Source organism: Streptomyces sp. NPDC026092 (genome assembly GCF_040638605.1).
GTDB lineage: Bacteria > Actinomycetota > Actinomycetes > Streptomycetales > Streptomycetaceae > Streptomyces.
Window position 1 is genome coordinate 122,177 of sequence record NZ_JBEZYN010000005.1, and the last position, 22,443, is coordinate 144,619.

The following is a 22,443-nucleotide window of genomic DNA, read 5'->3' on the forward strand; positions in this document are numbered from 1 at the left end:
CCATGCGTATTCGAGTGCGGCGCACGGGCGGTTTCGCGGGCATCGAACGGTCGGCCGAGGTGAACACCTCCGGCCGGCCGGACGCCGGGGAGTGGGACGCGCTGGCCGCGACCGTGGTCCAGGAGGGGGACGGCGAGGTGCGGGGCGTGCCGGACGGGTTCTCGTACGAGATCACCGTCGACGGCGCGACGGTCCGCTGTGGCGATCCACGGCTGACGGAGGCGCAGCGGACGCTGATCGAGAGGGTGCTGAAGGAGGGAGCGTAGAGCTCCTCCGGAGCGCTGACCTCCAGTTCTCGTGGCTCCGCGCTCGATCAACTCCCCCTCAGCATCCGGGCATTCGTGCGAACATACGAACCGTGCCTAATGATCATCTTCTGTCACGGGGCGCCCGCCGTGGGGTGCTGAGCGCGTTCGCGCTCAGCCTCCTCGCCGCCGGCGCGCTCGCTCCCGCACCGGCCTCCGCGGCCGAACCGGCCATCAACCCCAAGGTCTCCACGCCGTTCGAGATCGGCGTCGACGCCGGCTACGCGTGCTTCCGCATACCCTCCGTGGTCAGGACGGCCTCCGGTGACCTCCTCGCGTTCGCCGAGGGCCGGGTCAGCGACTGCACCGACGACACGCACATCGACATCCTCGTGAAGCGGTCGACGAACAACGGCCAGAGCTGGGATGCGGCGGCCAAGGTCGTCGTCGGCGCCGCCGACGACCTCGCCCACGGGAACCCCTCGCCCGTCGTCGACGCCGCCAGCGGACGCGTCTCCCTGGTGTACGCCTCGTCGAAGGTGCACGACCGCGGCAACCGCGCCGTGAACGTCGTCAACAGCGAGGACGGCGGCATCTCCTGGAGCGAGCCCCGGCAGCTGCCCACGTACAAGAAGGCCGAGTGGGGCTGGGTCTCCGTCGGTCCCGGCCACGGCATCCAGCTGACCCGCGGCGCGCACAAGGGGCGGCTCGTCGTCACCGGCGACCACAAGAACAAGGACAATCTGCGCGCCGGCGCGCAGCTGTACGTCAGCGATGACGGCGGCCAGAACTGGACGCTGGGCGGGTACACCGACACGCCCGCGGTCGCCCCCGCGGGCAGCACGGCCGTCCCCCAGCAGGCGGGCGAGGTCGCCGTCGTCGAGCGGACCGACGGGTCGCTGCTCCTCAACGCGCGCGACCGGCTCTCCTGCGGCTACAACGAGCGACGGCTCGACGCCGAGTCGACCGACGGCGGCGACTCCTTCACCCGCGGCTTCGAGCCGGTCGGGGATCTCGACTCGCCCCCGGTCTTCGGCTCGCTGCTGCGCCTGAACGCCACGGACACCGGTGACGCGGGCAACCGCATCCTGTACTCCGGCTCCTCCAGCACGGGCAGCACCGTGACGGACCGGCGGGACCTCACGATCCGCTCCACCACCGACGAGGGCAGGACCTGGTCGGGCACCGGCACGGTCGTCGCGCCCGGTTTCGCCGGCTACTCCGACCTGACCCTCCTGGCGCCCGGCACGGTCGGAATGGTCTACGAATCGGCCCTGAGCCACCCGCACGGGCGCTACATCCGGTTCTCCTCCTTCACGGACGGCCAGCTGAAGGCCCAGGAGACCGTGGTGCGCGAGCAGCGCACCACCGACTCCGCGGGCGACCACCGCGACTCCCCGGCCGTCCAGGGCGGGCCGACGCAGACCACCCGCGGCGCGGGCAAGGCGCTCGCGCTGGACGGGGTGGACGACCACCTGCAGACCACGTCCTGCTCGACGGACCTCCAGATCGGCGCGGCCGACTTCACCCTGACCGCGTGGTTCCGCTACTCCGCGACGAGCGGCGCGCACCCGATCCTGTGGGCCTACGGCCAGGGACCCGACGCGCCGCAGTTCTGGCTGCGGGCGGAGCCCGGCAACGGGCGGATCCACGGTCTGGTGGACACCGGAGCGGGTCGCGACCACGTCGACGTGGCGGTGCCCGGCGCGTACAACGACGGCTCCTGGCACCTCGCCGTCCTCACCCGCGAGGGCAAGCAGCTGCGGCTCTCGGTGGACGGCGGAACGGCCGCGGTCTCCGCCGCCGGCGCGGACGCGAGCGGCGCGATCACCCCGGCCGACCCGCCGGTCCTCCGGGTCGGGACCCGGCCGGACGGACTGGAGCACTTCGCGGGGTCGCTGGACGAGATCCGGCTCTTCGCGCGTGCCCTGACCCCGGCCGAGGCCGAGGCGGCGGGCAACAGCGCCGTCGTCGACACGGAGACGGAACGGTTCCGCCTGGGCTTCTCCGCCCTGTGGAACTGACGGCCCCGGGGGCCCGGCCCCCTAGAAGCCGAGCTTCCTGAGCTGCTTGGGATCCCGCTGCCAGTCCTTCGCGACCTTCACGTGGAGGTCGAGGAAGACCGGGGTCCCGAGCAGCGCCTCGATGTGCTTGCGGGACTTCATGCCGACCTCCTTGAGGCGGCTGCCCTTCGGGCCGATGATGATGCCCTTCTGGCTGGGACGCTCGATGTAGACGTTCGCGTGGATGTCGAGGAGCGGCTTGTCGGCCGGGCGGTCCTCGCGGGGGATCATCTCCTCGACCACGACCGCGATCGAGTGCGGCAGCTCGTCCCGTACGCCTTCGAGGGCGGCCTCGCGGATCAGCTCCGCGACCATGACCATCTCCGGCTCGTCCGTGAGGTCGCCCTCCGGGTAGAGCGGCGGGGACTCCGGGAGGAGCGGGATCAGCAGGTCGGCGACCAGCTGGACCTGCTTGTCGCCGACGGCCGAGACCGGCACGATCTCGCGCCACTCGAAGCCCAGCTCCTTGGCGAGCTGGTCGACGGCGATGAGCTGCTCGGCGAGCGTCTTGGAGTCGACCAGGTCGGTCTTGGTGACGATCGCGACCTTCGGGGTCTTCTTGATCCCGGCCAGTTCCTTGGCGATGAAACGGTCGCCGGGGCCGAGCTTCTGGTCGGCGGGCAGGCAGAAGCCGATCACGTCGACCTCGGCCCACGTGGTGCGCACGACGTCGTTCAGCCGCTCGCCGAGGAGCGTGCGCGGCTTGTGGAGGCCGGGCGTGTCCACCAGGATCAGCTGCGCGTCCGGGCGGTGCACGATGCCGCGCACGGTGTGCCGGGTGGTCTGGGGCCGGTTGGAGGTGATCGCCACCTTCTGGCCGACCAGAGCGTTCGTGAGGGTGGACTTGCCCGCGTTGGGGCGGCCTACGAAGCAGGCGAAGCCGGCCCGGTGGACGGCTTCGGATTCTTGGTTACGAGCGCTCATGGGGGCCATTCTCCCCGATCCCCGGCCCCCTCACGTACCTCGGGACGTACTCAGCCCGCGACGGAGCCCGCTCGGACCGCCTGGACCCGCCGTACCCGCAGCGCGATCAGCGCCACGCCGCCCCCGGCGAGCACCACCCCGGCGGCCAGCCACGGCAGCGCGAGGAAGGAGGCCCGACCGGACTCCCGTACGTCCTTCGCGGTGGCCGTGAGCGTCACCTCGCCCCAGTCGAACTGCGGCGAACCCGTCCACCGCTCGGTCAGCCGGATCTTCTGCCGGGGCAGCAGCTCGGACGGGATCTTCGCCAGGTCGCGGGCGAGGAGCGTGCGGCCGAAGACGCCCTCGGCGCGCAGGGCCACCTTGGGGTTGAGGGTCACGTTCCCCCGGTTGTGGAGCGTGTACGAGATGACGGCGCTGGACGTGCCCGCGCCGGGGACGAGCGGCCGGTCCTGGTCGAGGGTGACGTCCTCGACGGCGAGGGCCGGGACGGTCGGGCCGTTGACCCGGAGGTAGACCCGGGCCCCGACCGCGCGCTGGACACCGACGGCGACCGAGCCGCTCCCGGCCTCGATCCGCTCGTCCAGGGCAACGACGGCGCCGGGGTGGTCGCCGGGCTCGGCGTCCTCGGGGACGGTCAGGGTGTACGGCACGGTGACCTTGGAGCGGGGCGGGACGGTCACACGGGTGCGCTCGGGCTTGATCCAGGCACCGGCGCCGGTCTGCTTCTCCTGGCTGGTGCGGACGGCGAATCCGCCGTCGCGCTCGGTGTTGTACGCGTCGGCTCCGTAGAGCCGGAAGGTCAGCGGGGCCCCGGTCTTGTTGGCGACGGTGACCTGGTCCTTCACCGTCGTGCCGGGGTCGGCGGAGAGATAGAAGTACGGCCGGCTGCCGAGCTCGGAGGCGGCCGGGTAGACCGCCCACTCGCCGTTCTCGGCGGCCTGGGCGGCCGGGGCCACCGCCACGCCGAGCAGCGTGAGCGCCGCCGCGAGGAGGAAGACGTACAGCTTGCTGCGCACGGTGCGGAACCCCCAAGGTTGGTGCGGGCCGACCGGGTGCGCGCCCGGCCCGCTGTGTGCGTACGGCGGATCAGCTGAGCGTGAGCGTCAGGACGCCCGCGTACGCACCGGGCGCGGTGAACGCCGGGACGTCGAGGGAGACCTTGGCGTCGACGGTGAACTCGCCGCCGGTGAGCGTGCCGTTCGGGGTCGAGGCGAGGGTCGCCCCGCCGCTGCCGACCGCGCCCGCCGAGCCGGGTACGCAGGTGCTCGGGCTGCCGGCCTTGGTGGTGCAGGCCGGGGTCCAGCCGAGTGCGCCGGCGCCGATGGAGCCGCCGGGGCCGGTGAAGTCGGTGACCTTGCCGGTCAGGGACCAGCCCGCGGGGCCACCGCGGAAGTCCTTGACCGTCACCGTCTTCAGGTCGCCGGTCGCCGCGCCGCCCTGACCGAAGTCGACGGACGACAGCTGGACCGCGTCACCGGCCTGGGTCATCGACAGTTCGCCCGCCGTGACGGCCGCCGTGAGCTTCTGGCTGTTCGGCGGCTGCGGGGTGTCGTCGATGACGGTGTACGCGGCCGGTCCTGCGCCCTTCTCCGGGTCCCAGGCCGCCCCTTCGTACGCCACGATCCCCGTGGTCGCCTTGTCGTTGACCTTCAGGCGGGCGACGAAGCCGCCCTCGCTGTCGGTCGTGACGGTCATCTTGTCGGCGGTCTCCGCCCCGCCGGCCCGGCCGACGACGGTGACCTCGGCGAGCGGGGTGAACTTGGCGCCGGTCACGGTGACCCGGACGCCGGGTGCGCCGGAGGCCGCGCCGAGCGAGACGTTCCGCTCGTTGGCGCCCGGCTGCGCGCTCGCGACGACCGTCTCGGAGACGGGGGCGGGCGGGTTGAGGACCGTACAGGGGGTGTCCAGCTCCATGATGTAGCTGGTGTGGATGTTGTAGTCACCGGGCGAGAGCGTGATCGAGCCGGGCGCGGTGACCGTGAACGTGCCGGTCATCGAGAACGACGGGAACGTGCCCTTGCCGGGGACCGGCGGGTTCTTCTTCGGCCCGGTCACGGTGACCGCGCCGGTCTGGGCGCCGCCGAGGGCGACCTTGCCGGTCGGGGTCATGATGTCGGCGGGCAGGGCCAGGTCGACGGGGTTCGAGGCGGCCGGCTTGGTGATCGTGTACGTCACCGTGACGGTGTCGCCGACCTTGGGCGTGGCCTTGTCGACCGTGATCTGGGCCTTGGTGATGCCCTCGATGGGCGGGATGCCGGCGATCGGCGGCGGTACGCAGCGGGTGGGGAATTCCACCTCCTGCGACGCGGTCCCCAACGCGCCGGCCGGAGACGCCAGCGCGCCGCCCGCTGCGAACACGAGGGCCGTGGCCCCGAGAGCGGCGGTCCAGCGCCGTCTTCGGGTCCGGGTCCGGGTGGGCGAAAGTGCCATGTGTGCCCCCTCCTGAGGGATGAGAGGGCGCCATTGACGGCTGCGGGCCAGGAGAAGTCAATGGAATCGAAATGCACCGACTGATGACCCATCAGATACTGTCAAGATCGACGTTTCGCCTGGTCACAGGGGGTGTCACGGGAGGGCCTGGACGGGCGCAGCACAGGTACCGGCGCCGCCTGTGGCGACGCCGGTGAAGGAACGGAGGAGCGGTGGAACGGAGGAGCGGGTCGCGCTAGAACACGAACGGGCCGGGCGACTGCGAGGTGACCGCGTCGCAGTTCACGGCGACGCCGAAGATCGTCATCGTCAGCGCGGTGCCGGCGAAGTACGAGTTGAGACTGTCACCGGCGGCCACCGTCCCGCTGAGGGGGCCGATGGTGACGGACTGCTGCGCGGCCAGCGCCGGGTTCTTCTGACCGCTGAACACGCGGGTGCCGCCACCGCCCTTGGCCATCGTGAGCTGGGCGTTGATGGTGTCGGCCCCGACCGCGACCGGCGTCTTGACGGCCGAGGTGAGGGTGATCGTCGCGGCGGTGCCGCTCTGCGTGGCCTGGAGGGTGGCGAGCCCGCCGCCCCAGATCCCGCAGTCGTACGTGGCCGTGGCGGTGCCCGGCGTCACGGCGCCGGCCGCCGGGGCGAAGGCGAGCGCGGTCGCGGCGAGCGCGCCCGCGAGGACCGCGCCGACGCCTAAGCCACCTCTGCTGATGCCTCTCATGTGGTCGTACCCCTTCCCGATGAAGCACGCAGGGGTGCGGACGCTGCGTGAAGGCGTGAATCTGACGGTCCGTCGGACCGACCGCTGCCATTGATGCGCAACGGGCCGAGGAAGACAAGAGACGTTTCGTTGATTCTTCACAAACACACAAAGGAGGCCCGGCGCACTGCCGGGCCTCCTTCCGTTTCCGTTGTCGAACCGCCTCAGCCCGCCGTGACCGCCGCGCGCAGCTGCCCGTCGGGCCCGGCGAGCAGCACCGGGGTGTCCGGCCCGCCGAGGTCGCGTACGGCCGCGCGGTCCTCGTCCGATGCCGCCTCGGCGTTCGAGACGACGGCCGCGGCCTCCAGGGACTGGGCCCCGCTGGCCACGGCCATCGCCACGGCCGTCCGGAGCGCGCTCAGCTTGAGCGACTCCAGGGCCACGGTCCCGGCCACGTAGGTCCGGCCGGTCTCGTCCCGTACCGCCGCACCCTCGGGCACACCGTTACGGGCGCGGGCGCTGCGCGCCAGCGTGATGATCTTGAGGTCCTCGGCGCCGAGATCGCCGTGGTCGGGCTGAAGTGTCATGGACCGAGGATAGGTCGGCCCATGGGGTCAGCTCTGGGCGCCCTTGACGAACTTGTCGGTGGCGAGCTTGGCGAAGGTGTCGAAGTCCTTCGCGCCGGCGACACCGGCCGGGTCGTGCGCCAGCCGGATCACACCGGTGCCCTGGCGGGCGACCAGCAGGTCCACCTCCGTCGCGTAACCGAAGTCGGGGATGCTCAGCTTCACCCGCAGGGCGTGGGCCTCCTCGGCCCCCTGCGGCGCGGTGAGCTTCTTGACGGTGGCCTGGACCTTCATGCCCTCCGCCGTGGCACCGAATCCGGTGCAGCCCTCCAGGGCGCCGCCCAGCTTCGTGACGAAGTCGGTGGCACCGGTGCCCGCGAAGGTCAGAACCTCCTCGTTGAGCGTCGTGCCTGCGCCACGCTCGAAGTCGCCCGAGGCACCGAGCGTCGCACCGGACAGCTTGTCCGCGAACAGGGCCCCGACCGGCTGGCACTCCGCCTTGTCGACCTTGGTGAGGGTCGGGCCCTTCTCGGCCTTGACGGCCTTCCAGCCCGACGGCAGGTCCTTCAGCTCCAGGACACCGGCCTTCATCTGCGCGGCCGTCAGCGGCGCGGTGGCCGCCGGGGCGGTCGACGGGGCCGCCGACGTCGTCTGCGAGGCGGCCGGCTTGTCGGCGGCCTTGTCCTTCTTGGTGTCGTCCTGGGCCTCGCCGCCACCGCACGCGGCGACGAAGGAGAGTGCGGAGACGGTGAGGGCCGCGGCCAGGCCGTGGCGGATGCGCGTACGCATGATGAGCAGACCCCTTGTGGGTGCGAGCGGGAACGGTACGACCGACACCGGTGGGGGTACGTACGGCCGGAACGCCAGGAGGATAACCGGCGGCCGTGACGTTCCTGTGCGCAGGGGCGCCCCCGCGCCCACCGCACCCCATCCGCTTCGCTCAGCCCGCGATCGGGTACATCGCCCCGCGCCTGCCCTCCGGGGAGACCAGCCAGGTCAGCTTCGCCTCGGTGTCCGCGAGCGGCAGCGGGGTGTGCATGACGATCGTCAGGTCGGGGCGCGCCGGCACCCGCAGCTGCGTGGCCTCCATGTGGAGTTCGCCGACGATCGGGTGCTCGATCCGCTTGCGGAGCTGGCCGCCCGGGGAGATGTCCCGGCGCTCCCACAGCGCCGCGAACTCCTCGCTCACCGCCTTCGCCTCCTCCACCACCGCGCGGAAGCCGTCGTCGTCCGGGCACTCCGAGCAGGCGGCCCGGAACTGGGCGACGAGCTGCGGAGCGAGGCGCTCCCAGTCGGCGGCGCGGGAGCGGTAGAGCGGGTCGGTGAAGAAGGAGATCAGGCAGTTCTGCGAGGTCTCCGGCCGCATGCCCAGGACCACCGAAGCCGACGCGTTGTACATGATCGCGTTCCAGTACACGTCCATGATGTGCGCCGGGAACGGCATCCACGCGTCGATCAGCCGCCGGAGCCCCGCGCACATGTCCCGCGCCGCCGGATCGACCTCGGGCGCGGGCGGGTTGAGGGCGGCGAGGACGTACAGATGGCGCCGCTCGGCCGGGCTGAGCCGCAGCACGCGAGCGACCGCGTCGAGGACCTGTGGGGAGACCGTGATGTCGCGGCCCTGCTCCAGCCACTGGTACCAGGAGACGCCGACGCCCGCGAGGACGGCGACCTCCTCACGGCGCAGTCCCGGCGTGCGGCGGCGGGCGCCGCCGTCCGGGAGTCCCGCCTCGGCCGGGGTGACCCGGGCCCGACGGCTCATCAGGAACTCGCGCAGTTCGCCCAGTCGGTGTGCCTTCGCGGCATCGTTCTCGACCGCTGTCGCCACGGCTCGCTTCCTCCCCCTGGATGCCTGGTGGTGCGACCAACAGGATAAGTACCCGCTCCCCACGGTTGTTCCCGGGCGCCGAGGGTGATGTCCATGGCAACGACCGTCGACTCCCCGACCACGACCTCGACTCCCACCACCAACCCCACCACCCCTGCTCCAGCCGCCCCGCCCGCGCTGAACGGCCGCGCCCGGCTCGTCCTCTTCGTGCTGTGCGCCGCCCAGTTCATGGTGGCGCTCGACTTCTCCGTCCTGAACGTGGCGCTGCCCGTCCTCGGCGCCGACCTCGGCATGAGCCCGTCCGCGCTCCAGTGGGCGGTGACCGCCTTCGCGCTGCCCTCCGGCGGGTTCCTGTTGCTCTTCGGGCGGATCGGCGACCTGTTCGGGCGCAAGAAGCTGTTCCTCGGGGGCCTGGCCCTCTTCGGCGCGGCCTCGCTGCTCGCGACCTTCGCCTGGGACCCGGCCTCCTTCCTCGCCGGTCGGGCCCTCCAGGGCCTGGGCGCGGCGGCGATCGTGCCGACCGGCATGTCCCTGCTGACGACGACCTTCCCCGAGGGCCCGCAGCGGGCCCGGGCGCTCGGCATCTCCGGGACGCTGATGTCCCTCGGCTTCACCATCGGCATGGTGCTCGGCGGGGTCATGACCGACACCCTGGGCTGGCGCTCGACGATGGGGCTGCTCGCCCTGTTCAGCCTGATCGTGCTGCCGCTCGCCCCCGGTGTGCTGCGCGAGTCGCGGACCGCCGAGCGGCCGCGCCTCGACATGCCGGGCGCGGTGACCGTGACCGGCGGGCTGCTCGCCGTGATCTACGCCCTGTCGACGGCGGCCGAGCGCGGCTTCGGCGGCACGGACGTCCTGGTCACGCTGGTGGGCGGGGTGCTGCTGCTCGCGGCCTTCGTGGCGGTCGAGTCCCGGCACGAGTCCCCGCTGGTCTCGCTGCCGATGCTGCGCCGCCGGACGGTCGCCTTCGGCAACCTGGGCGGGCTCGTGACCTTCTCGATGATGTCCACGGTCGTCTTCGTGCTGACCCTGTACCTCCAGGAGACCCTGGGCCTCTCGGCCTTCGGCACCGGCCTGGTCTTCGGCGTGCAGGGCGTCCTGTCGGTGCTCGCCGGATCGCTGGCCTCGAAGATCATCGGCCGGTTCGGCGCCCGCCGCACGCTCGCGGTCTCCCTGCTCGGCCAGGGCCTGTTCGTGGCGACGCTCCTCGGCCTCGGCACGGAGTCGGGCGCGGTCCTCGCGACCGTCGGCGTCTCGCTGGCCAGCATGTTCCACCTGGCCGCGATCATCTCGTACGGCGTGACCGTCACCTCCGGCGTCCCGGACGAGGAGCAGGGCCTGGCGACCGGCCTGGTGACCACGACGCAGCAGGTCGCCCTCACCGTCGGCATCCCGCTGCTCGGCATCTTCGCCACGACCGGCCCGAGCCTGTACGACGGGGTGCGCACGGTCCTCGCGATCGACGCGGCGATCGTCGTCGCGGCGGCCCTGCTGGTCGCCGTGGGCCTGCGGCGGAAGGCCTGAGCCGAGGGCTACGGCCGGTCGAGCCGGAGCCGTACCGCCTTCGGCAGTCCCGCGACCACCAGGTCGTACGAGTCCTCGACCAGCTCCCGGACCATGCGGTCCGGGAGTTCGCCGACGGTCACCGTGTTCCAGTGGCGCTTGTTCATGTGATAGCCGGGGGCGACCGCCGGGTACTCCACGCGGAGCCTGACCGCCTCCTCCGGCTCGCACTTGAGGTTGATCCGCAGCGGCCGGCCGTCGAGCCAGGACAGCGCGAACATCTTCCCGGCGACCTTGAAGACGGAGGTGTCGGGCCCGAAGGGGAACTCCTCCGTCGCGTCGTTGAACTCCAGGCAGAAGGCGCGCAGCTGGTCGGGCGTCATCCCTCGTCGTCCCCCTTCGGGTCGACCTGTACGGGCTCCACGAGCACCGTCACGATCTTGTTCCGGCGGCCCGCCGGGGACTCGGCGGTCAGCCGCAGCGAGCGCCCGTCGGGCAGCTCCACGACCGCCTTGGCACCGGCGATCGGCACCCGGCCGAGCGCCTTGGCGAGCAGGCCGCCGACGGTCTCCACGTCCTCGTCGTCGAACTCGTCCGGGCCGAAGCCGTACAGCTCGCCGAGGTCGCCGATGTCGAGGCGGGCGGTGACGCGGTAGCTGTCCCCGCCCAGCTCCTGGACGGGCGGCAGCTCACGGTCGTACTCGTCGGTGATCTCGCCGACGATCTCCTCGAGGATGTCCTCGATGGTGACGATCCCGGCCGTGCCGCCGTACTCGTCGATGACGACGGCGACGTGGTTGCGCTCCTGCTGCATCTCGCGCAGCAGGTCGCCCGCGTTCTTGGTGTCCGGCACGAACGTGGCGGGCCGCATCGCCGTCGACACCAGGTCGGACTCGGAGTCGCGGTTGATGTGCGTCTTGCGGACCAGGTCCTTCAGATACACCATGCCGACGATGTCGTCCTCGTTCTCGCCGGTCACCGGGATCCGGGAGAAGCCGGAGCGCAGCGCGAGGGTGAGGGCCTGACGGACGGTCTTGTACCGCTCGATGCAGACGAGATCGGTGCGCGGCACCATGACCTCCCGTACGAGCGTGTCGCCGAGCTCGAAGACGGAGTGCACCATCCGGCGCTCGTCGTCCTCGATCAGCGACTCCGACTCGGCCAGGTCGACCATGGCGCGCAGCTCGGCCTCGGAGGCGAAGGGGCCCTTGCGGAAGCCCTTGCCGGGGGTGAGCGCGTTGCCGATCAGGATGAGCAGCTGCGGGATCGGGCCCATGATCCGGGCCAGTGGCAGCAGGACGTACGCGGAGGCGGTCGCCGTGTTCAGCGGGTGCTGGCGGCCGATGGTGCGCGGCGAGACGCCGACGGCGACGTACGAGACCAGGACCATCACCGCCATGGCGACGAGCAGCGCCTCCCAGGTCTCGGGGAACTCCTCCAGGCACGCGTACGTGACGAGGACGCCGGCCGCCATCTCGCAGGCGACCCGGACGAGCAGCGCCACGTTGAGGTAGCGGGTCGGGTCGGCGGCGACCTGCGCCAGCTTCTCGGCGCCGCGCCGCCCGGACCGTACGGCCTCGGCGGCGCGGAAGCTGGAGACGCGGGCGATGCCGGCCTCGGCGCAGGCGGCGAGCCAGGCGACGATCACCAGCGCGACCGCTCCGAGGATGAGCGATGCGTTCATCGGGGGCCCGATCCCCGGGTCAGGAGACGGTGGGCGCCGGCGAGGGGCCGGTGAGGCCCTTCTCCGCGCGCCAGCCGTCGACGATGGCCGCCTGGAGGCCGAACATCTCGGCCTTCTCGTCCGGCTCCTCGTGGTCGTAGCCGAGCAGGTGCAGCACTCCGTGGACGGTCAGGAGCTGGAGCTCCTCGTCCATGGAGTGCTGCGTCGGCGCGTCCTTGCCCTGCTGGGTGGCGACCTCGGGGCAGAGCACGATGTCGCCGAGGAGCCCCTGCGGGGGTTCCGCGTTGTCGTCGTCCTTCGCCGGCGGACGCAGCTCGTCCATCGGGAAGGACATGACGTCCGTCGGGCCCGGGAGGTCCATCCACTGGATGTGGAGCTGCTCCATCGCCTCCGCGTCGATGACGATGATCGAGAGCTCGGAGAGCGGGTGGATGCGCATCCGCGCGAGCGCGTAGCGGGCGATGTCGAGGATCGCCTGCTCGTCGACCTCGGTTCCGGACTCGTTGTTGACGTCGATCGACATGGTGCTCTTCTACTGCTTCCCGTTGCGGCTGTCGTACTGCTCGTACGCGTCGACGATACGGCCGACGAGCTTGTGCCGGACGACATCCTGGGAGGTGAGCATGGAGAAGTGGACGTCCGGGACGCCGTCCAGGATGTCCCTGACCTGACGGAGACCGCTCTTGGTGCCGCCGGGCAGGTCGACCTGGGTGATGTCACCGGTGATGACGATCTTGGACTCGAAGCCGAGCCGGGTGAGGAACATCTTCATCTGCTCGGGGTTCGTGTTCTGCGCCTCGTCGAGGATGATGAACGCGTCGTTGAGCGTCCGGCCTCGCATGTACGCCAGCGGCGCGACCTCGATCGTGCCCGAGGCCATCAGCTTCGGGATCGAGTCGGGGTCGAGCATGTCGTGCAGCGCGTCGTAGAGCGGCCGCAGGTACGGGTCGATCTTCTCGTAGAGCGTGCCGGGCAGGAAGCCGAGCCGCTCACCCGCCTCGACGGCCGGCCGGGTCAGGATGATCCGGGTGACCTGCTTGGACTGCAGGGCCTGGACCGCCTTGGCCATGGCCAGATACGTCTTGCCGGTGCCCGCGGGGCCGATGCCGAAGACGATCGTGTGCTTGTCGATCGCGTCGACGTACCGCTTCTGGTTGAGGGTCTTGGGGCGGATGGTGCGACCGCGGCTGGAGAGGATGTTCTGTGTGAGCACCTCGGCCGGGGTCTCCTGGCCTGCCTCCGCCTTGCCGTTCTCGCTCGCCCTGAGCATGGCGATCGAGCGTTCCACTGCGTCCTCCGTCATCGGCTGTCCGGTGCGGAGCACCAGCATCATCTCGTCGAACAGGCGCTGGATGAGGGCGACTTCCGCCGCCTCTCCCACAGCGCTGACCTGGTTGCCCCGGACATGGATGTCGGCCTTCGGGAACGCTTCCTCGATCACACGCAGGAGTGCGTCACCGGAACCGAGAACGGTCACCATCGGATGCTTGGCGGGGACGGTGAAGTAGGCGCGGGTCTCGCCCGGCGCGCCGTTGGGGGCTGTGGGTGTCTGAGTCATGGGCCGGCACTGTGGCCTGCACATACCTCCCGTTGCAGGGTTCTCGCTGCTCGACAACCTCTGGGATACCAAGCCTACGACTTGGCACCGACAAGGCCGAGGGCTTTTACGAGGCGTGAGCGCCGCTCACGGGGAGGGTCGCGAGGGGGGTCACGACGGGCGGCTCACGACGGGGCGGCGCGGAACCCGATGGTCGGGACCGCCCGGCGCAGGGGCCAGGGGCGGGTGGCGGCCGGGAGCATGCGTTCGAGGAAGGCGTAGCGGGCGCGCAGCGCCTCCGGATCCTGGCAGACGTGCTCCTGGACGTGCTCCCACCAGGTGGCGACCTCGCCCCAGCCGGGGGCGGAGAGCGAGCCGCCGAACTCCTGGACGGAGAGCGCGGCGATGAGCCCGGCGAAGGCGAGCCGGTCGGCGAGCGGCCAGTCCGCGAGCGTGCCGGTGACGAATCCGGCCACGAAGACGTCCCCGGCGCCGGTCGGGTCGAGGGCGGAGACCGCGATCGCGGGCACCTCGGCGGTCTCGCCGGTGGCCCCGTCGACCGCGTAGGCGCCCTCGGCACCCAGGGTGACCACGGCGTAGCGGACCTTGTCGGCGAGCGCCCGGGCGGCGGCCCTGGGGCAGTCGGTGCGGGTGTAGCGCATGGCCTCCTGGGCGTTGGGCAGGAAGGCCTCGCAGTGCTCCAGGTCGGTCAGTCCGCGCAGGTCCCAGCGGCCGGTGTCGTCCCAGCCGACGTCGGCGAAGACCTTCGCCCCGCCCCGCGCGGCGCGGGCGACCCACTCCTCGGACCGGCCGGGCACGAGCGAGGCGACGGCGGCCCGGGCGTGCGGCGGGTAGGCGGGCAGGGCGCCGGCTGCGTTGTCGTCGGGTGGGGCCTCGTGGCCGTGGGAGACCATCGTGCGCTCGCCCTCGTACGCCATGGAGACGGTGACCGGGGAGTGCCAGCCGGGGACGGTCCGGGAGAGCGAGAGGTCGATGCCCTCGCCCTGCTCCAGGGCGTCCCAGCAGTACTCGCCGTAGTGGTCGTCCCCGAAGGCGGCGGCGAGCGAGGTGCGCAGCCCGAGGCGGGCGAGGGCGGTGGCCATGTTGGCGACGCCGCCGGGGCTGGACCCCATGCCCCTGGCCCAGGACTCGGTGCCGCGCACGGGGGCGCTGTCGAGGCCGGTGAAGATGATGTCGAGGAAGACCGTGCCGGTGAGGAAGACGTCGCAGGCGGGGTCGGTGGGCTCGCGCAGGCGCCCCAACGGGTCGACGCCCGCGTCGTGTTGCTGGTCTCCTCGTGCTGTGGTCACGGCCTGCTCCCGTCCGTGGTGCCGATCAGGCCAGTGTGCCTGATGGGGGCGGGGTGACCGGGGTGACGCGGGAGGGAAAACCGGCGTCTTCTACCCGGCACTCCACCCCCCAAACCCCATAGTGACCCAGATCACAAATAGATTGGGGCCTTTCCTTCCTCTTCGGGCTTCTCGCGGCCCTCGGTCACTTGATACGAATAGCCCCGCGACCCCGCAGTCGACGGATCCCGCGGTCAAGGATTCCCGTTCGCACACCGGGCGCTCCCCCTCCCTTGCCCCGCCGTTCCTGGAACGCCCATGTCGTCGCGCCCGCGTGCCCTGGGGCCCCTCGTGGCCCTGTTCACCGCCGGTTATCTCGCCCCGTACCTCCTCCCGACCGTCGTCGGCAGACTCTCCGCCGGGCTCGGCCTCAGCCCGGCCCAGGCGGGCCTGGTCGGCTCGGTCCTGCTCCTCGCCTCCGCCTCGGCCGGCTTCACGCTCGCCGCCCGCGTGGAACGGCTCGGCCCGCGCCGCGCGGCCCGGATCGGCCTCGGCGCGATGTTCCTCGGCTACGGCTCGGCCGCGCTGACCACGAGCGTGCCGCTGGTGGTCGGCGGCGCGGTCGTGGGCGGCTTCGGCTCCGGTACGGCCCTGGCGGTGGCCGCGGCCGGCATCGCCGCCCAACGGGACCCGCACCGGGCCTCCACGCTGGGCCTGCTCACGGTCTCGGCGACGGCCGGCGCGCTCTACCTCACGCTCCCCCACCTGGGCAGCGGCCACGGTCTGCCGTTCGCGTCGATCGCGCTGGCGGCGGCGCTGGTCTGGCCACTGACGGCGGGGCTGGGGGCGGGCGGCGTCTCTCGCCCCTCGCCGACGCCGACGCCGACCACGGCTGAGGCGACCCCGCTCCCCCACCGCCGCTCGGGCCTGGTCCTCGCCGTGGCGATCCTGTGCTGGTCCATGGCCCAGAACGCCCTGTGGGGCGTGAGCGGCCGGATCGGGCTCACCCAGGCCGGGCTGAGCGAGGTCACCGTCGGCGCGGTCTTCGCGGTGGCCCTGGGGGCCGGACTCGCGGGCGTCACGGCGGCCGGTGCGCTCGGCTCACGCCTGGGCCGGGCGGCGCCGATCGGGGCGGGCACGGCGATCATCGCGGTCTGCGTGCTGGTGAGCTCGGGCGCGGAGAGCCTGCCGGCGTTCGCGACGGGCGAGGTCCTCTGGAACGTCTTCTACCCGGTCGTCCTGTCGTACCTGCTCGGCCTCGCCGCGTCCCTGGACCCGCGAGGGCGGTGGGCGGTGCTCGTGGGCTCGGCGTCCTCGCTGGGCGTGGCCTGCGGCCCGGTCACCGGCAGCATCCTGTCCGAACAGTTCGGCTACCCGGGCATGGGCCTTCTCCTGTGCGCCCTGCTCCTGCTGGCGGCGGCCCCGATGACGGCGGTCGCCCTCCACACCTCGGGCCGCCCCCTGGTCCCCGGCTCCATCCGCCGCCGAGGCGGCGCGGCGGCGGCGGTCCTGGCGGGAACGACGGGCTCGACGCCGGGCCTGGTCCCCCAGATGGGCGCCCCGGAACAGCCGGTCACGGAGATCCCGGTCCCGAGCGGCTCGGGCGCAGCCCAACGCGCCTTCCGCCTGGCCCGCCCAAGCGACCGCGGCTGACGGCTTTTTCCGAACATCCAGCGTCGCCGGGGGTCCCCCCACGCCCTCAGGGCGTAGGGGGAGTTCGAGGCGCGGGGTCCGGGGGCGGAGCCCCTGTCCGGGAAGGGGCGGGGTGGGGAAAGGGCCCGCCGCAGGCGCCCCCACCCGCGCCCACACCCCCGCCCCGCCCCCTACTCCCCCGCCTCGAACTCGTACGCCTCCACCTCCGCCAAATACCGCGCCCGCAACCCCTCCTCGTCGTCCAAGAACGCCGCCTCGAACGAGTTCCGCGCCAGCACCCGCAACTGCTCCCGGCCCAACCCCAACGCCCCGCGCACCGCCGCGAAGTTGTCCCCCACGTACCCCCCGAAGTACGCCGGATCGTCGGAGTTCACCGTCGCGACAAGCCCCGCCGCGAGCATCGCGGGCAGCGGGTGGTCCTCCAGCACATCGATCGCCCGCAGCCGCACGTTCGAGAGCGGGCACAACGTCAACGGCACCCGATCCCGCACCAGACGAGCCACCAGCTCCGCGTCCTCCATGCACCGCAGCCCATGGTCGACCCGCTCCACCCCCAGGACGTCCAGGGCCTCGCGGATGTACTCCGGTGGGCCCTCCTCGCCCGCGTGGGCGACCTTGCGCAGGCCGAGCGCGGAGGCCGCCTCGTACACCTCGCGGAACTTCGACGGCGGGTGGCCGACCTCCGCCGAGTCCAGGCCGACACCGGTGATCCGGTGCAGATACGGCTTCGCGGCCTCCAGCGTCGCCATCGCCGACTCGGCGGACTCGTCCCGCAGGAAGCACATGATCAGCCGGGTCGAGACGCCGTGCCGCTCCTCGGCCCGGTCGAGCGCGGCGGCCAGGCCCTCCACCACCGTCCCGATCGGCACGCCACGCGCCGTGTGCGCCTGCGGGTCGAAGAAGATCTCGGCGTGCCGCACACCCTGCGCCGCCGCCCGCGCGAGGTACGCGTCGGCCAGCTCGGTGAAGTCCCGCGCGGTGTGCAGGACGCCCATCAGCTCGTAGTACAGGTCCAGGAAGGACTGCAGATCGCTGAAGCGGTACGCCTCGCGCAGCGCCTCGGTGTCCGCGTACGGCAGCTCGACGCCGTTGCGCTCGGCGAGCGCGAACGCCAGCTCGGGTTCGAGGGTGCCTTCGATGTGGAGGTGGAGTTCGGCCTTGGGGAGAGGCATGGTGGTTCGTCTATCTCTTCGGGAGGGGGACCCTCATCAGGTCCTGGGCAATGCTCAGCTCGCCGTCGAACCCGGCCGCCCGCGCCTGCCGTTCGAACTCCGCGGGATCGCCGTACCGCTGCGAGAAGTGGGTCAGGACCAGGTGCCGCACCCCGGCGTCCCGCGCGACGCCCGCGGCCTGCCCGGCCGTCAGATGGCCGTGGTCGACGGCGAGCCGGACGTCCTCGTCGAGGAAGGTCGACTCGATGACGAGCATGTCGGCGCCCTCGGCGAGCGCGTGCACGCCGTCGCAGAGCCGGGTGTCCATGACGAAGGCGAACCGCTGCCCGCGCCGGACCTCGCTGACCGACTCCAGCGTCACGCCGTTCAGGACGCCGTCCCGCTGGATCCGGCCGACGTCCGGGCCCTTGATGCCGTGCGCGGCGAGCCGCTCGGGCAGGATGCGGCGCCCGTCGGGCGCGGTGAGCCGGTAGCCGTACGACTCGACCGGGTGCGAGAGCTTGTACGCGTCGAGGGTGTACGAGTCCGTCACGGCGAGGGGGCCGTCGGCGGCCACCGGGGCCTCCGTCAGCTGCACGGTCTCGCGGTAGGCCGTCGCGTACCGCAGCCGCTCGAAGAAGCGCTGCCCGCTCGCCGGGTAGTGCGCGGTGACCGGGTGCGGGACCTGGTCGAGGTTGATCCGCTGGATCACACCGGCCAGGCCCAGGGAGTGGTCGCCGTGGAAGTGCGTGACGCAGATCCGGTCGATGTCGTGCGCGGCGACCCCGGCCCTGAGCATCTGGCGCTGGGTGCCCTCGCCCGGGTCGAACAGGATGCCCTGCCCGTCCCAGCGCAGCAGGTACCCGTTGTGGTTGCGGTGCCGGGTCGGGACCTGGCTGGCGGTCCCGAGCACGACGAGTTCACGTACGGACACGGCTTATCCGGGGGGCCAGTTGAGGCCGCGGCCGCCGAGGACGTGCGCGTGGGCGTGGAAGACGGTCTGGCCCGCGCCGGCCCCGGTGTTGAGGACGATCCGGAAGCCGCTGCCGTCGATCTTCTCCTGGGCGGCGACCTCACCGGCCTCGCGCAGCATGTCCGCGGCGACCGTCGGCGCGGCGGCGGCCAGGCTGGCGGCGTCGGGGTAGTGGAGGCGCGGGATGACGAGCACGTGCGTGGGCGCCTGCGGGTTGATGTCCCGGAAGGCGAGCGTCGTCTCCGTCTCACGCACGATCGTCGCCGGAACCTCCCCGTCCGCGATCTTGCAGAACAGGCAGTCGCTCTGCGGCTCTCCGGTCATGGCCCGGGCCTCCTCGCCTTCGGTGATCAGCTACTCGGGCATCGTATCGGCCGGGTGGCCGAGCGGGCGGGCAGCCGGGTCACCGCCCCCGCTCGGACGTGGGCGCGCGGCGCTGCAGAGCGGAGCGGCTCACCCAGTAGGTGATGATCACGACCCAGAAGAGCGGGTAGCCGAGCACCCTGAACGCGGACGCCTCCAGCGTCCACAGCGCCATCGAGACCGCCGAGTGGAGACCGAGGAGGCCCACCGCCCCTGCCATGGCGAGGACGGGCCGGCAGTTGCGCGCCACGAGGAGCAGCGGGCGGCGCAGCCGGGTCGGTATCCGCCGGACGTTCCACAGCGCCCAGCCGGCCCAGCCGCCGACGAGGACGACCAGGGCGATCCCGTAGGTGACGAGACCGTCGTCCACCGGTCCGCCGCGGAGCGCGCCCGATCCGAACAGGGTCGCCAGATAGCCGGCCAGGGCCACCCAGCGGGCCCCCGCGGCGGTGCCCCAGGCCATGGTCTCCAGGTTGTAGCGGGCCTGCCGGTCGTTCATGTCGAGCGCGGCGGACTCCACGAAGCCCTCGGCGGCCTTCGTCCACGCCCCGCGCCGGAACCAGCGGCGGCGCAGGTGGAGCAGGGAGAGGTTGTTGTGCGCCTCGCTGCTCTCCGGGTCGAGGCGCAGGGCCGTCTCGTAGGCCTGCTGGGCGATGCGGTGGTGGCCGGTGCGCTGGGCGGTGAGGCCGACGAGGAAGTGCGCGTCGCTCTCCTCCGGCGCGAGCGTGACGGCGGTACGGGCCGCTTCGTACGCCTCGCGCCGGCGTTCCGTGCGGACGGAACGGTCGAGGACGGTGCCGAGCGCGTAGTGGCTGCCCCAGTACTGCGGGGCGAGTTCGACGGCGTGCCGGGCGGCCCGCTCGGCCTCCTCGTGCCGCTTGAGCGCGAGCAGGATGTGGGTGCGCATCAACCAGCCCGGCAGCGCGTCGGGTTCGGCGCGCAGGGCCCGCTCGACGGTGTCGAGCGCCTCCCCCTCCCGGCCGAGCCGGTGCTGGCAGCGGGCCAGGAGGACGAGCGCGACGGCGTCGTCCGGGTCGGTCGCCAGGTGCTGGGCGGCGAGGGCGGCGGCCTGTTCGTACCGTCCGACGTCGAAGAGCGCGTCGGCCCGGTCGAGGACGCGGTCCGGTGCGGGGCTCATCAGACCTTGTTCCGGTCGTGGGTGATGCTGAGCAGGTTCGGTACGAGTCCGAGCCAGAACAGGACCTGGGGGATCGTCCGGTCGGTCCACGGCACGAGGACGATCAGCAGGGCGCAGAGCGTGGCGAGGACGGCCTGGCCGAGGACGACCCGGGGCCAGACGAGCCGCCGTACCAGGTCGCGCACGGTCAGCCGCGCGCCGGTGCGCATGCGCCGGTAGCGGCGCAGGGCGCCGAAGCCCCACACCGCCGCCATCAGCACGAGCGCCCAGAGCCTGGTGCCGAGGTGGACCGGGAGTTCCTTCGCCTCCTCGCCGCCGGTCGGGAAGACGTCGACGACGACGCCCGCCGTGACCAGGCAGAGCAGGGCGAGCCACCGCGTCCCGCGCAGCATCCGGTAGACGGCCTTGTCGAGGTCGCGGCGGAGGGAGGCCGAGTCGGGGGCGGCGGCCAGGCCACCGGCGTACAGGTCGGCTGCCCGCGCCGCGGAAGTGCCGGGCTCCGCGGCCTCCTGGCGGGTGATCAGTGTGACGGCGAGCGGGTGGGTGGGGTCGATGCGCAGCAGCTGCTCCAGCGCGTTGCGCGACAGGTCGGGCCGCTCGTTGAACGCGGCCGCCTTGTACATCGCCTCCCAGCTCTCCGGCTCGTCCGGGCCGACCCGTACCGCCTCGTGGGCTTCCGCCAGCGCCGCCGCCTTCTGCCCGGGGAAGAAGATCAGCAGCTCGGCCCGCTGGGCGCGCGGAGCCCAGTTCTCCGGGTCGCACCGGATCGCCTCCCGTTGCGCCTCCTCGGCCTCCTCGATGCGGTCCATCTTGCGCAGGACGAAGCCGCGCACGAGGTGGGCGCTGCTCCAGTCGGGCGCCAGGCGCACCGCCTCGCCGGCCGCGTCGAGCGCCGCCTCGCGCAGGAGCTGTGCCGCCAGGCAGCGGGAGAGCGTCAGCCAGGCGTACGGGTCGTCGGGGTCCTGCGCGATCCGGCGCGCGGCCAGCTCGCGGCTCTCCTCGTAGCGGCCCAGGTCGTACAAGGCATAGGCCTTCTCGATCTCCGGGTGCTTGCTCACAGCTTGCGCTTCTTCTTCAGGTAGGCGACCAGGTCGTCGTACATCCCGCCGTCGTTGGCGAACATCGCCACGTTCCGGGCGGAGGCGAACCAGGACTCGCTGGACGGCCGGATCTGCTTCGCCGCGGCCAGCAGGTCCTTCATGTTGATCATGCGTACGGTGCCGGTACGGGCGGAGTCGAGGAGCGCGAACTCGGCGGCGGACTCGCAGACATGGGCGAGGTCCGCGCCGGAGAAGTCCTCGGTGGCCTTGACGAGCCTGCCGAGGTCGACGGACTCGATGGGCCGCTCGCGCAGGTGGTAGCGGAGGATCGCCTCGCGCGCCGGGGCGTCGGGCGGCAGCACGAGCAGCGTGCGGTCGAGCCGGCCGGGGCGGCGCAGCGCGAGGTCCACGTCCCAGGGGACGTTGGTCGCGGCGAGCACGAACACGCCCTCGTTCTCGGCGCCGTCGATGCCGTCGAGCTCGGTGAGGAGCTGGTTGACGACGTTGCGCAGGCCGCTGTGGTGGGTGCGCGAGCGCTTGGCGCCGAGGGCGTCCAGCTCGTCGAGGAAGACGACGCAGGGGGCCTGGGCGCGGGCGGTCTCGAAGATGTCGTGGACGTTCTTCTCGGACGTGCCGATGTACATGTCGAGGATGTCGGAGAGCGAGACGGACATGAAGCTCGCGCCGAGCTCGCCGGCGACGGCGCGGGCGATGAACGTCTTGCCGCAGCCGGGCGGACCGTAGAGGAGCAGGCCGCCGCGGAGCGACTTGCCGTACAGCTTGCGGAGTTCGGGGTTGCGCATGGGCGCGAGGAAGGCGGCCTCCAGGCGGTCCTTGACCTCCTGCATGCCACCGACGTCGGCGAGGCGTACGGCACCGGGCACGTCGACGTCCCAGGCGGAGGCGTCACCGGGGTCACCGCTGCCGTCGGCGGCGAGGGGCGCTTCGAGCTCGCCGTTTTCCGTCCCGGTCACGAACCGGGGCCCGACGAGGTCCTCGACCTCCTGCTCGGCGGCGTCCCAGTCGAAGCCGGGGGATGCCTGCTCGGTGGCAGGGGTCTCCTGCTCGGCGGAGGGGGGCTCCTGCTCGGCGGAGGGGGTGGCGGGCGCGGCGGGCAGCCCCATCGCGCGGACCATCAGCGCACGGGCCGCCCCGTCCCCGGGCGCGTGCTGGAGCGCGACGGCCGCCTCCGCGACGGCCTCGTCGCCCCGCCCCTCCGCGAGGAGCAGTTCGGCGAAGTGGAGCCGCAGGGGCACGTCTTCCGGTGCGGCGGCGACGGCGGCGCGCAGACTACGGATCAGGGGTGACTCGTCGGACATGCCGCCCAGCCTAGGGAGCGGCCCCGGGCCGCCGTCCACC

The 22,443-nt window shown here is 72.3% G+C and carries 22 protein-coding genes; 4 read left to right on the top strand and 18 right to left on the bottom strand.

Annotation, left to right across the window (positions count from 1 at the left end):
• The first annotated feature begins 2 nt into the window (after positions 1-2).
• Both AB0F56_RS10055 and AB0F56_RS10060 read left to right on the top strand, forming a co-directional pair.
• Entirely contained in the window at positions 3-266 is a 264-nt protein-coding gene (locus tag AB0F56_RS10055; RefSeq protein ID WP_362006405.1) for a protealysin inhibitor emfourin, read from the top strand.
• A 92-nt stretch (positions 267-358) separates the two neighbouring features.
• Positions 359-2,269, top strand: a complete 1,911-nt coding sequence (locus tag AB0F56_RS10060) for a sialidase family protein (RefSeq protein ID WP_362006408.1) — start codon at positions 359-361, stop codon at positions 2,267-2,269.
• 21 nt (positions 2,270-2,290) lie between these two features.
• Here AB0F56_RS10060 and era read toward each other — a convergent pair whose 3' ends face one another.
• The 7 genes from era to AB0F56_RS10095 all read right to left on the bottom strand — a co-directional run bounded on the left by era (position 2,291) and on the right by AB0F56_RS10095 (position 8,753).
• Complete coding sequence (gene era, locus AB0F56_RS10065) at positions 2,291-3,232, bottom strand: GTPase Era (protein WP_315893652.1); 942 nt, start codon at positions 3,230-3,232, stop codon at positions 2,291-2,293.
• 50 nt (positions 3,233-3,282) lie between these two features.
• The gene (locus AB0F56_RS10070) at positions 3,283-4,248 is read right to left on the bottom strand and encodes a DUF916 domain-containing protein (RefSeq protein ID WP_362006411.1); all 966 of its coding nucleotides are present in this window, start codon (positions 4,246-4,248) and stop codon (positions 3,283-3,285) included.
• A gap of 70 nt (positions 4,249-4,318) precedes the next feature.
• On the bottom strand, positions 4,319-5,662 hold the full coding sequence (locus AB0F56_RS10075) for a beta-xylosidase (RefSeq protein ID WP_362006414.1): 1,344 nt from the start codon (positions 5,660-5,662) through the stop codon (positions 4,319-4,321).
• A gap of 235 nt (positions 5,663-5,897) precedes the next feature.
• Positions 5,898-6,380, bottom strand: coding sequence for a hypothetical protein (locus AB0F56_RS10080; RefSeq protein WP_362006417.1), 483 nt, complete (start codon positions 6,378-6,380; stop codon positions 5,898-5,900).
• Positions 6,381-6,583: 203 nt separating this feature from the next.
• Positions 6,584-6,946 carry a cytidine deaminase gene (locus tag AB0F56_RS10085; protein WP_362006420.1) on the bottom strand — a complete coding sequence of 121 codons (363 nt, stop codon included), beginning with the start codon at positions 6,944-6,946 and terminating at the stop codon, positions 6,584-6,586.
• 27 nt (positions 6,947-6,973) lie between these two features.
• A complete protein-coding gene (locus AB0F56_RS10090) occupies positions 6,974-7,714 on the bottom strand; it encodes a hypothetical protein (RefSeq protein WP_362006422.1) in 741 nt (246 codons plus the stop codon).
• 151 nt (positions 7,715-7,865) lie between these two features.
• The gene (locus AB0F56_RS10095; protein ID WP_362006425.1) at positions 7,866-8,753 is read right to left on the bottom strand and encodes a helix-turn-helix transcriptional regulator; all 888 of its coding nucleotides are present in this window, start codon (positions 8,751-8,753) and stop codon (positions 7,866-7,868) included.
• Between the two features lie 87 nt (positions 8,754-8,840).
• On the opposite strand from AB0F56_RS10095, the gene AB0F56_RS10100 reads away from it, so the two are divergent.
• Entirely contained in the window at positions 8,841-10,277 is a 1,437-nt protein-coding gene (locus tag AB0F56_RS10100; protein ID WP_362006428.1) for an MFS transporter, read from the top strand.
• Positions 10,278-10,285: 8 nt separating this feature from the next.
• Here AB0F56_RS10100 and AB0F56_RS10105 read toward each other — a convergent pair whose 3' ends face one another.
• From AB0F56_RS10105 to AB0F56_RS10125, 5 genes are all read right to left on the bottom strand, one after another.
• A complete protein-coding gene (locus tag AB0F56_RS10105; RefSeq protein ID WP_362006431.1) occupies positions 10,286-10,639 on the bottom strand; it encodes an MmcQ/YjbR family DNA-binding protein in 354 nt (117 codons plus the stop codon).
• Positions 10,636-11,940 (bottom strand): hemolysin family protein, encoded by a 1,305-nt coding sequence (locus tag AB0F56_RS10110; RefSeq protein ID WP_362006433.1) that lies wholly within the window; start codon positions 11,938-11,940, stop codon positions 10,636-10,638. Before AB0F56_RS10110 ends, AB0F56_RS10105 begins: the two co-directional genes overlap by 4 nt.
• Positions 11,941-11,959: 19 nt before the next feature.
• Positions 11,960-12,463 carry an rRNA maturation RNase YbeY gene (ybeY, locus tag AB0F56_RS10115; RefSeq protein ID WP_362006436.1) on the bottom strand — a complete coding sequence of 168 codons (504 nt, stop codon included), beginning with the start codon at positions 12,461-12,463 and terminating at the stop codon, positions 11,960-11,962.
• Between the two features lie 9 nt (positions 12,464-12,472).
• Positions 12,473-13,498 (bottom strand): PhoH family protein, encoded by a 1,026-nt coding sequence (locus AB0F56_RS10120; RefSeq protein WP_362006439.1) that lies wholly within the window; start codon positions 13,496-13,498, stop codon positions 12,473-12,475.
• 164 nt (positions 13,499-13,662) lie between these two features.
• Positions 13,663-14,787 (bottom strand): PfkB family carbohydrate kinase, encoded by a 1,125-nt coding sequence (locus AB0F56_RS10125; protein WP_362006441.1) that lies wholly within the window; start codon positions 14,785-14,787, stop codon positions 13,663-13,665.
• A 297-nt stretch (positions 14,788-15,084) separates the two neighbouring features.
• On the opposite strand from AB0F56_RS10125, the gene AB0F56_RS10130 reads away from it, so the two are divergent.
• A complete protein-coding gene (locus AB0F56_RS10130) occupies positions 15,085-16,419 on the top strand; it encodes an MFS transporter (RefSeq protein ID WP_362006443.1) in 1,335 nt (444 codons plus the stop codon).
• 170 nt (positions 16,420-16,589) lie between these two features.
• Here the strand turns inward: AB0F56_RS10130 and AB0F56_RS10135 are convergent, their stop codons facing one another.
• The 6 genes from AB0F56_RS10135 to AB0F56_RS10160 form a co-directional block, all read right to left on the bottom strand.
• The gene (locus AB0F56_RS10135; RefSeq protein ID WP_362006445.1) at positions 16,590-17,591 is read right to left on the bottom strand and encodes an adenosine deaminase; all 1,002 of its coding nucleotides are present in this window, start codon (positions 17,589-17,591) and stop codon (positions 16,590-16,592) included.
• Positions 17,592-17,601: 10 nt separating this feature from the next.
• Positions 17,602-18,504, bottom strand: a complete 903-nt coding sequence (locus tag AB0F56_RS10140; protein ID WP_362006448.1) for a ribonuclease Z — start codon at positions 18,502-18,504, stop codon at positions 17,602-17,604.
• Between the two features lie 3 nt (positions 18,505-18,507).
• The gene (locus tag AB0F56_RS10145) at positions 18,508-18,867 is read right to left on the bottom strand and encodes a histidine triad nucleotide-binding protein (protein ID WP_361969069.1); all 360 of its coding nucleotides are present in this window, start codon (positions 18,865-18,867) and stop codon (positions 18,508-18,510) included.
• Between the two features lie 79 nt (positions 18,868-18,946).
• Entirely contained in the window at positions 18,947-20,044 is a 1,098-nt protein-coding gene (locus AB0F56_RS10150; RefSeq protein WP_362006451.1) for a tetratricopeptide repeat protein, read from the bottom strand.
• The gene (locus tag AB0F56_RS10155; RefSeq protein ID WP_362006453.1) at positions 20,044-21,102 is read right to left on the bottom strand and encodes a tetratricopeptide repeat protein; all 1,059 of its coding nucleotides are present in this window, start codon (positions 21,100-21,102) and stop codon (positions 20,044-20,046) included. The genes AB0F56_RS10150 and AB0F56_RS10155 overlap by 1 nt, the downstream gene beginning before the upstream one ends.
• Positions 21,099-22,403, bottom strand: a complete 1,305-nt coding sequence (locus AB0F56_RS10160) for an AAA family ATPase (RefSeq protein WP_362006455.1) — start codon at positions 22,401-22,403, stop codon at positions 21,099-21,101. Before AB0F56_RS10160 ends, AB0F56_RS10155 begins: the two co-directional genes overlap by 4 nt.
• Between the last annotated feature and the right edge of the window lie 40 nt (positions 22,404-22,443).

Excerpts from the sequence above, each read along its gene's own strand:
- AB0F56_RS10130 (WP_362006443.1), top strand. The coding sequence starts at position 15,085 with ATGTCGTCGCGCCCGCGTGCCCTGGGGCCCCTCGTGGCCCTGTTCACC.
- AB0F56_RS10080 (WP_362006417.1), bottom strand. The coding sequence starts at position 6,380 with ATGAGAGGCATCAGCAGAGGTGGCTTAGGCGTCGGCGCGGTCCTCGCG.
- AB0F56_RS10110 (WP_362006433.1), bottom strand. The coding sequence starts at position 11,940 with ATGAACGCATCGCTCATCCTCGGAGCGGTCGCGCTGGTGATCGTCGCC.
- ybeY (WP_362006436.1), bottom strand. The coding sequence starts at position 12,463 with ATGTCGATCGACGTCAACAACGAGTCCGGAACCGAGGTCGACGAGCAG.
- era (WP_315893652.1), bottom strand. The coding sequence starts at position 3,232 with ATGAGCGCTCGTAACCAAGAATCCGAAGCCGTCCACCGGGCCGGCTTC.
- AB0F56_RS10160 (WP_362006455.1), bottom strand. The coding sequence starts at position 22,403 with ATGTCCGACGAGTCACCCCTGATCCGTAGTCTGCGCGCCGCCGTCGCC.
- AB0F56_RS10145 (WP_361969069.1), bottom strand. The coding sequence starts at position 18,867 with ATGACCGGAGAGCCGCAGAGCGACTGCCTGTTCTGCAAGATCGCGGAC.
- AB0F56_RS10075 (WP_362006414.1), bottom strand. The coding sequence starts at position 5,662 with ATGGCACTTTCGCCCACCCGGACCCGGACCCGAAGACGGCGCTGGACC.
- AB0F56_RS10055 (WP_362006405.1), top strand. The coding sequence starts at position 3 with ATGCGTATTCGAGTGCGGCGCACGGGCGGTTTCGCGGGCATCGAACGG.
- AB0F56_RS10135 (WP_362006445.1), bottom strand. The coding sequence starts at position 17,591 with ATGCCTCTCCCCAAGGCCGAACTCCACCTCCACATCGAAGGCACCCTC.
- AB0F56_RS10120 (WP_362006439.1), bottom strand. The coding sequence starts at position 13,498 with ATGACTCAGACACCCACAGCCCCCAACGGCGCGCCGGGCGAGACCCGC.
- AB0F56_RS10150 (WP_362006451.1), bottom strand. The coding sequence starts at position 20,044 with ATGAGCCCCGCACCGGACCGCGTCCTCGACCGGGCCGACGCGCTCTTC.
- AB0F56_RS10105 (WP_362006431.1), bottom strand. The coding sequence starts at position 10,639 with ATGACGCCCGACCAGCTGCGCGCCTTCTGCCTGGAGTTCAACGACGCG.
- AB0F56_RS10100 (WP_362006428.1), top strand. The coding sequence starts at position 8,841 with ATGTCCATGGCAACGACCGTCGACTCCCCGACCACGACCTCGACTCCC.
- AB0F56_RS10085 (WP_362006420.1), bottom strand. The coding sequence starts at position 6,946 with ATGACACTTCAGCCCGACCACGGCGATCTCGGCGCCGAGGACCTCAAG.
- AB0F56_RS10090 (WP_362006422.1), bottom strand. The coding sequence starts at position 7,714 with ATGCGTACGCGCATCCGCCACGGCCTGGCCGCGGCCCTCACCGTCTCC.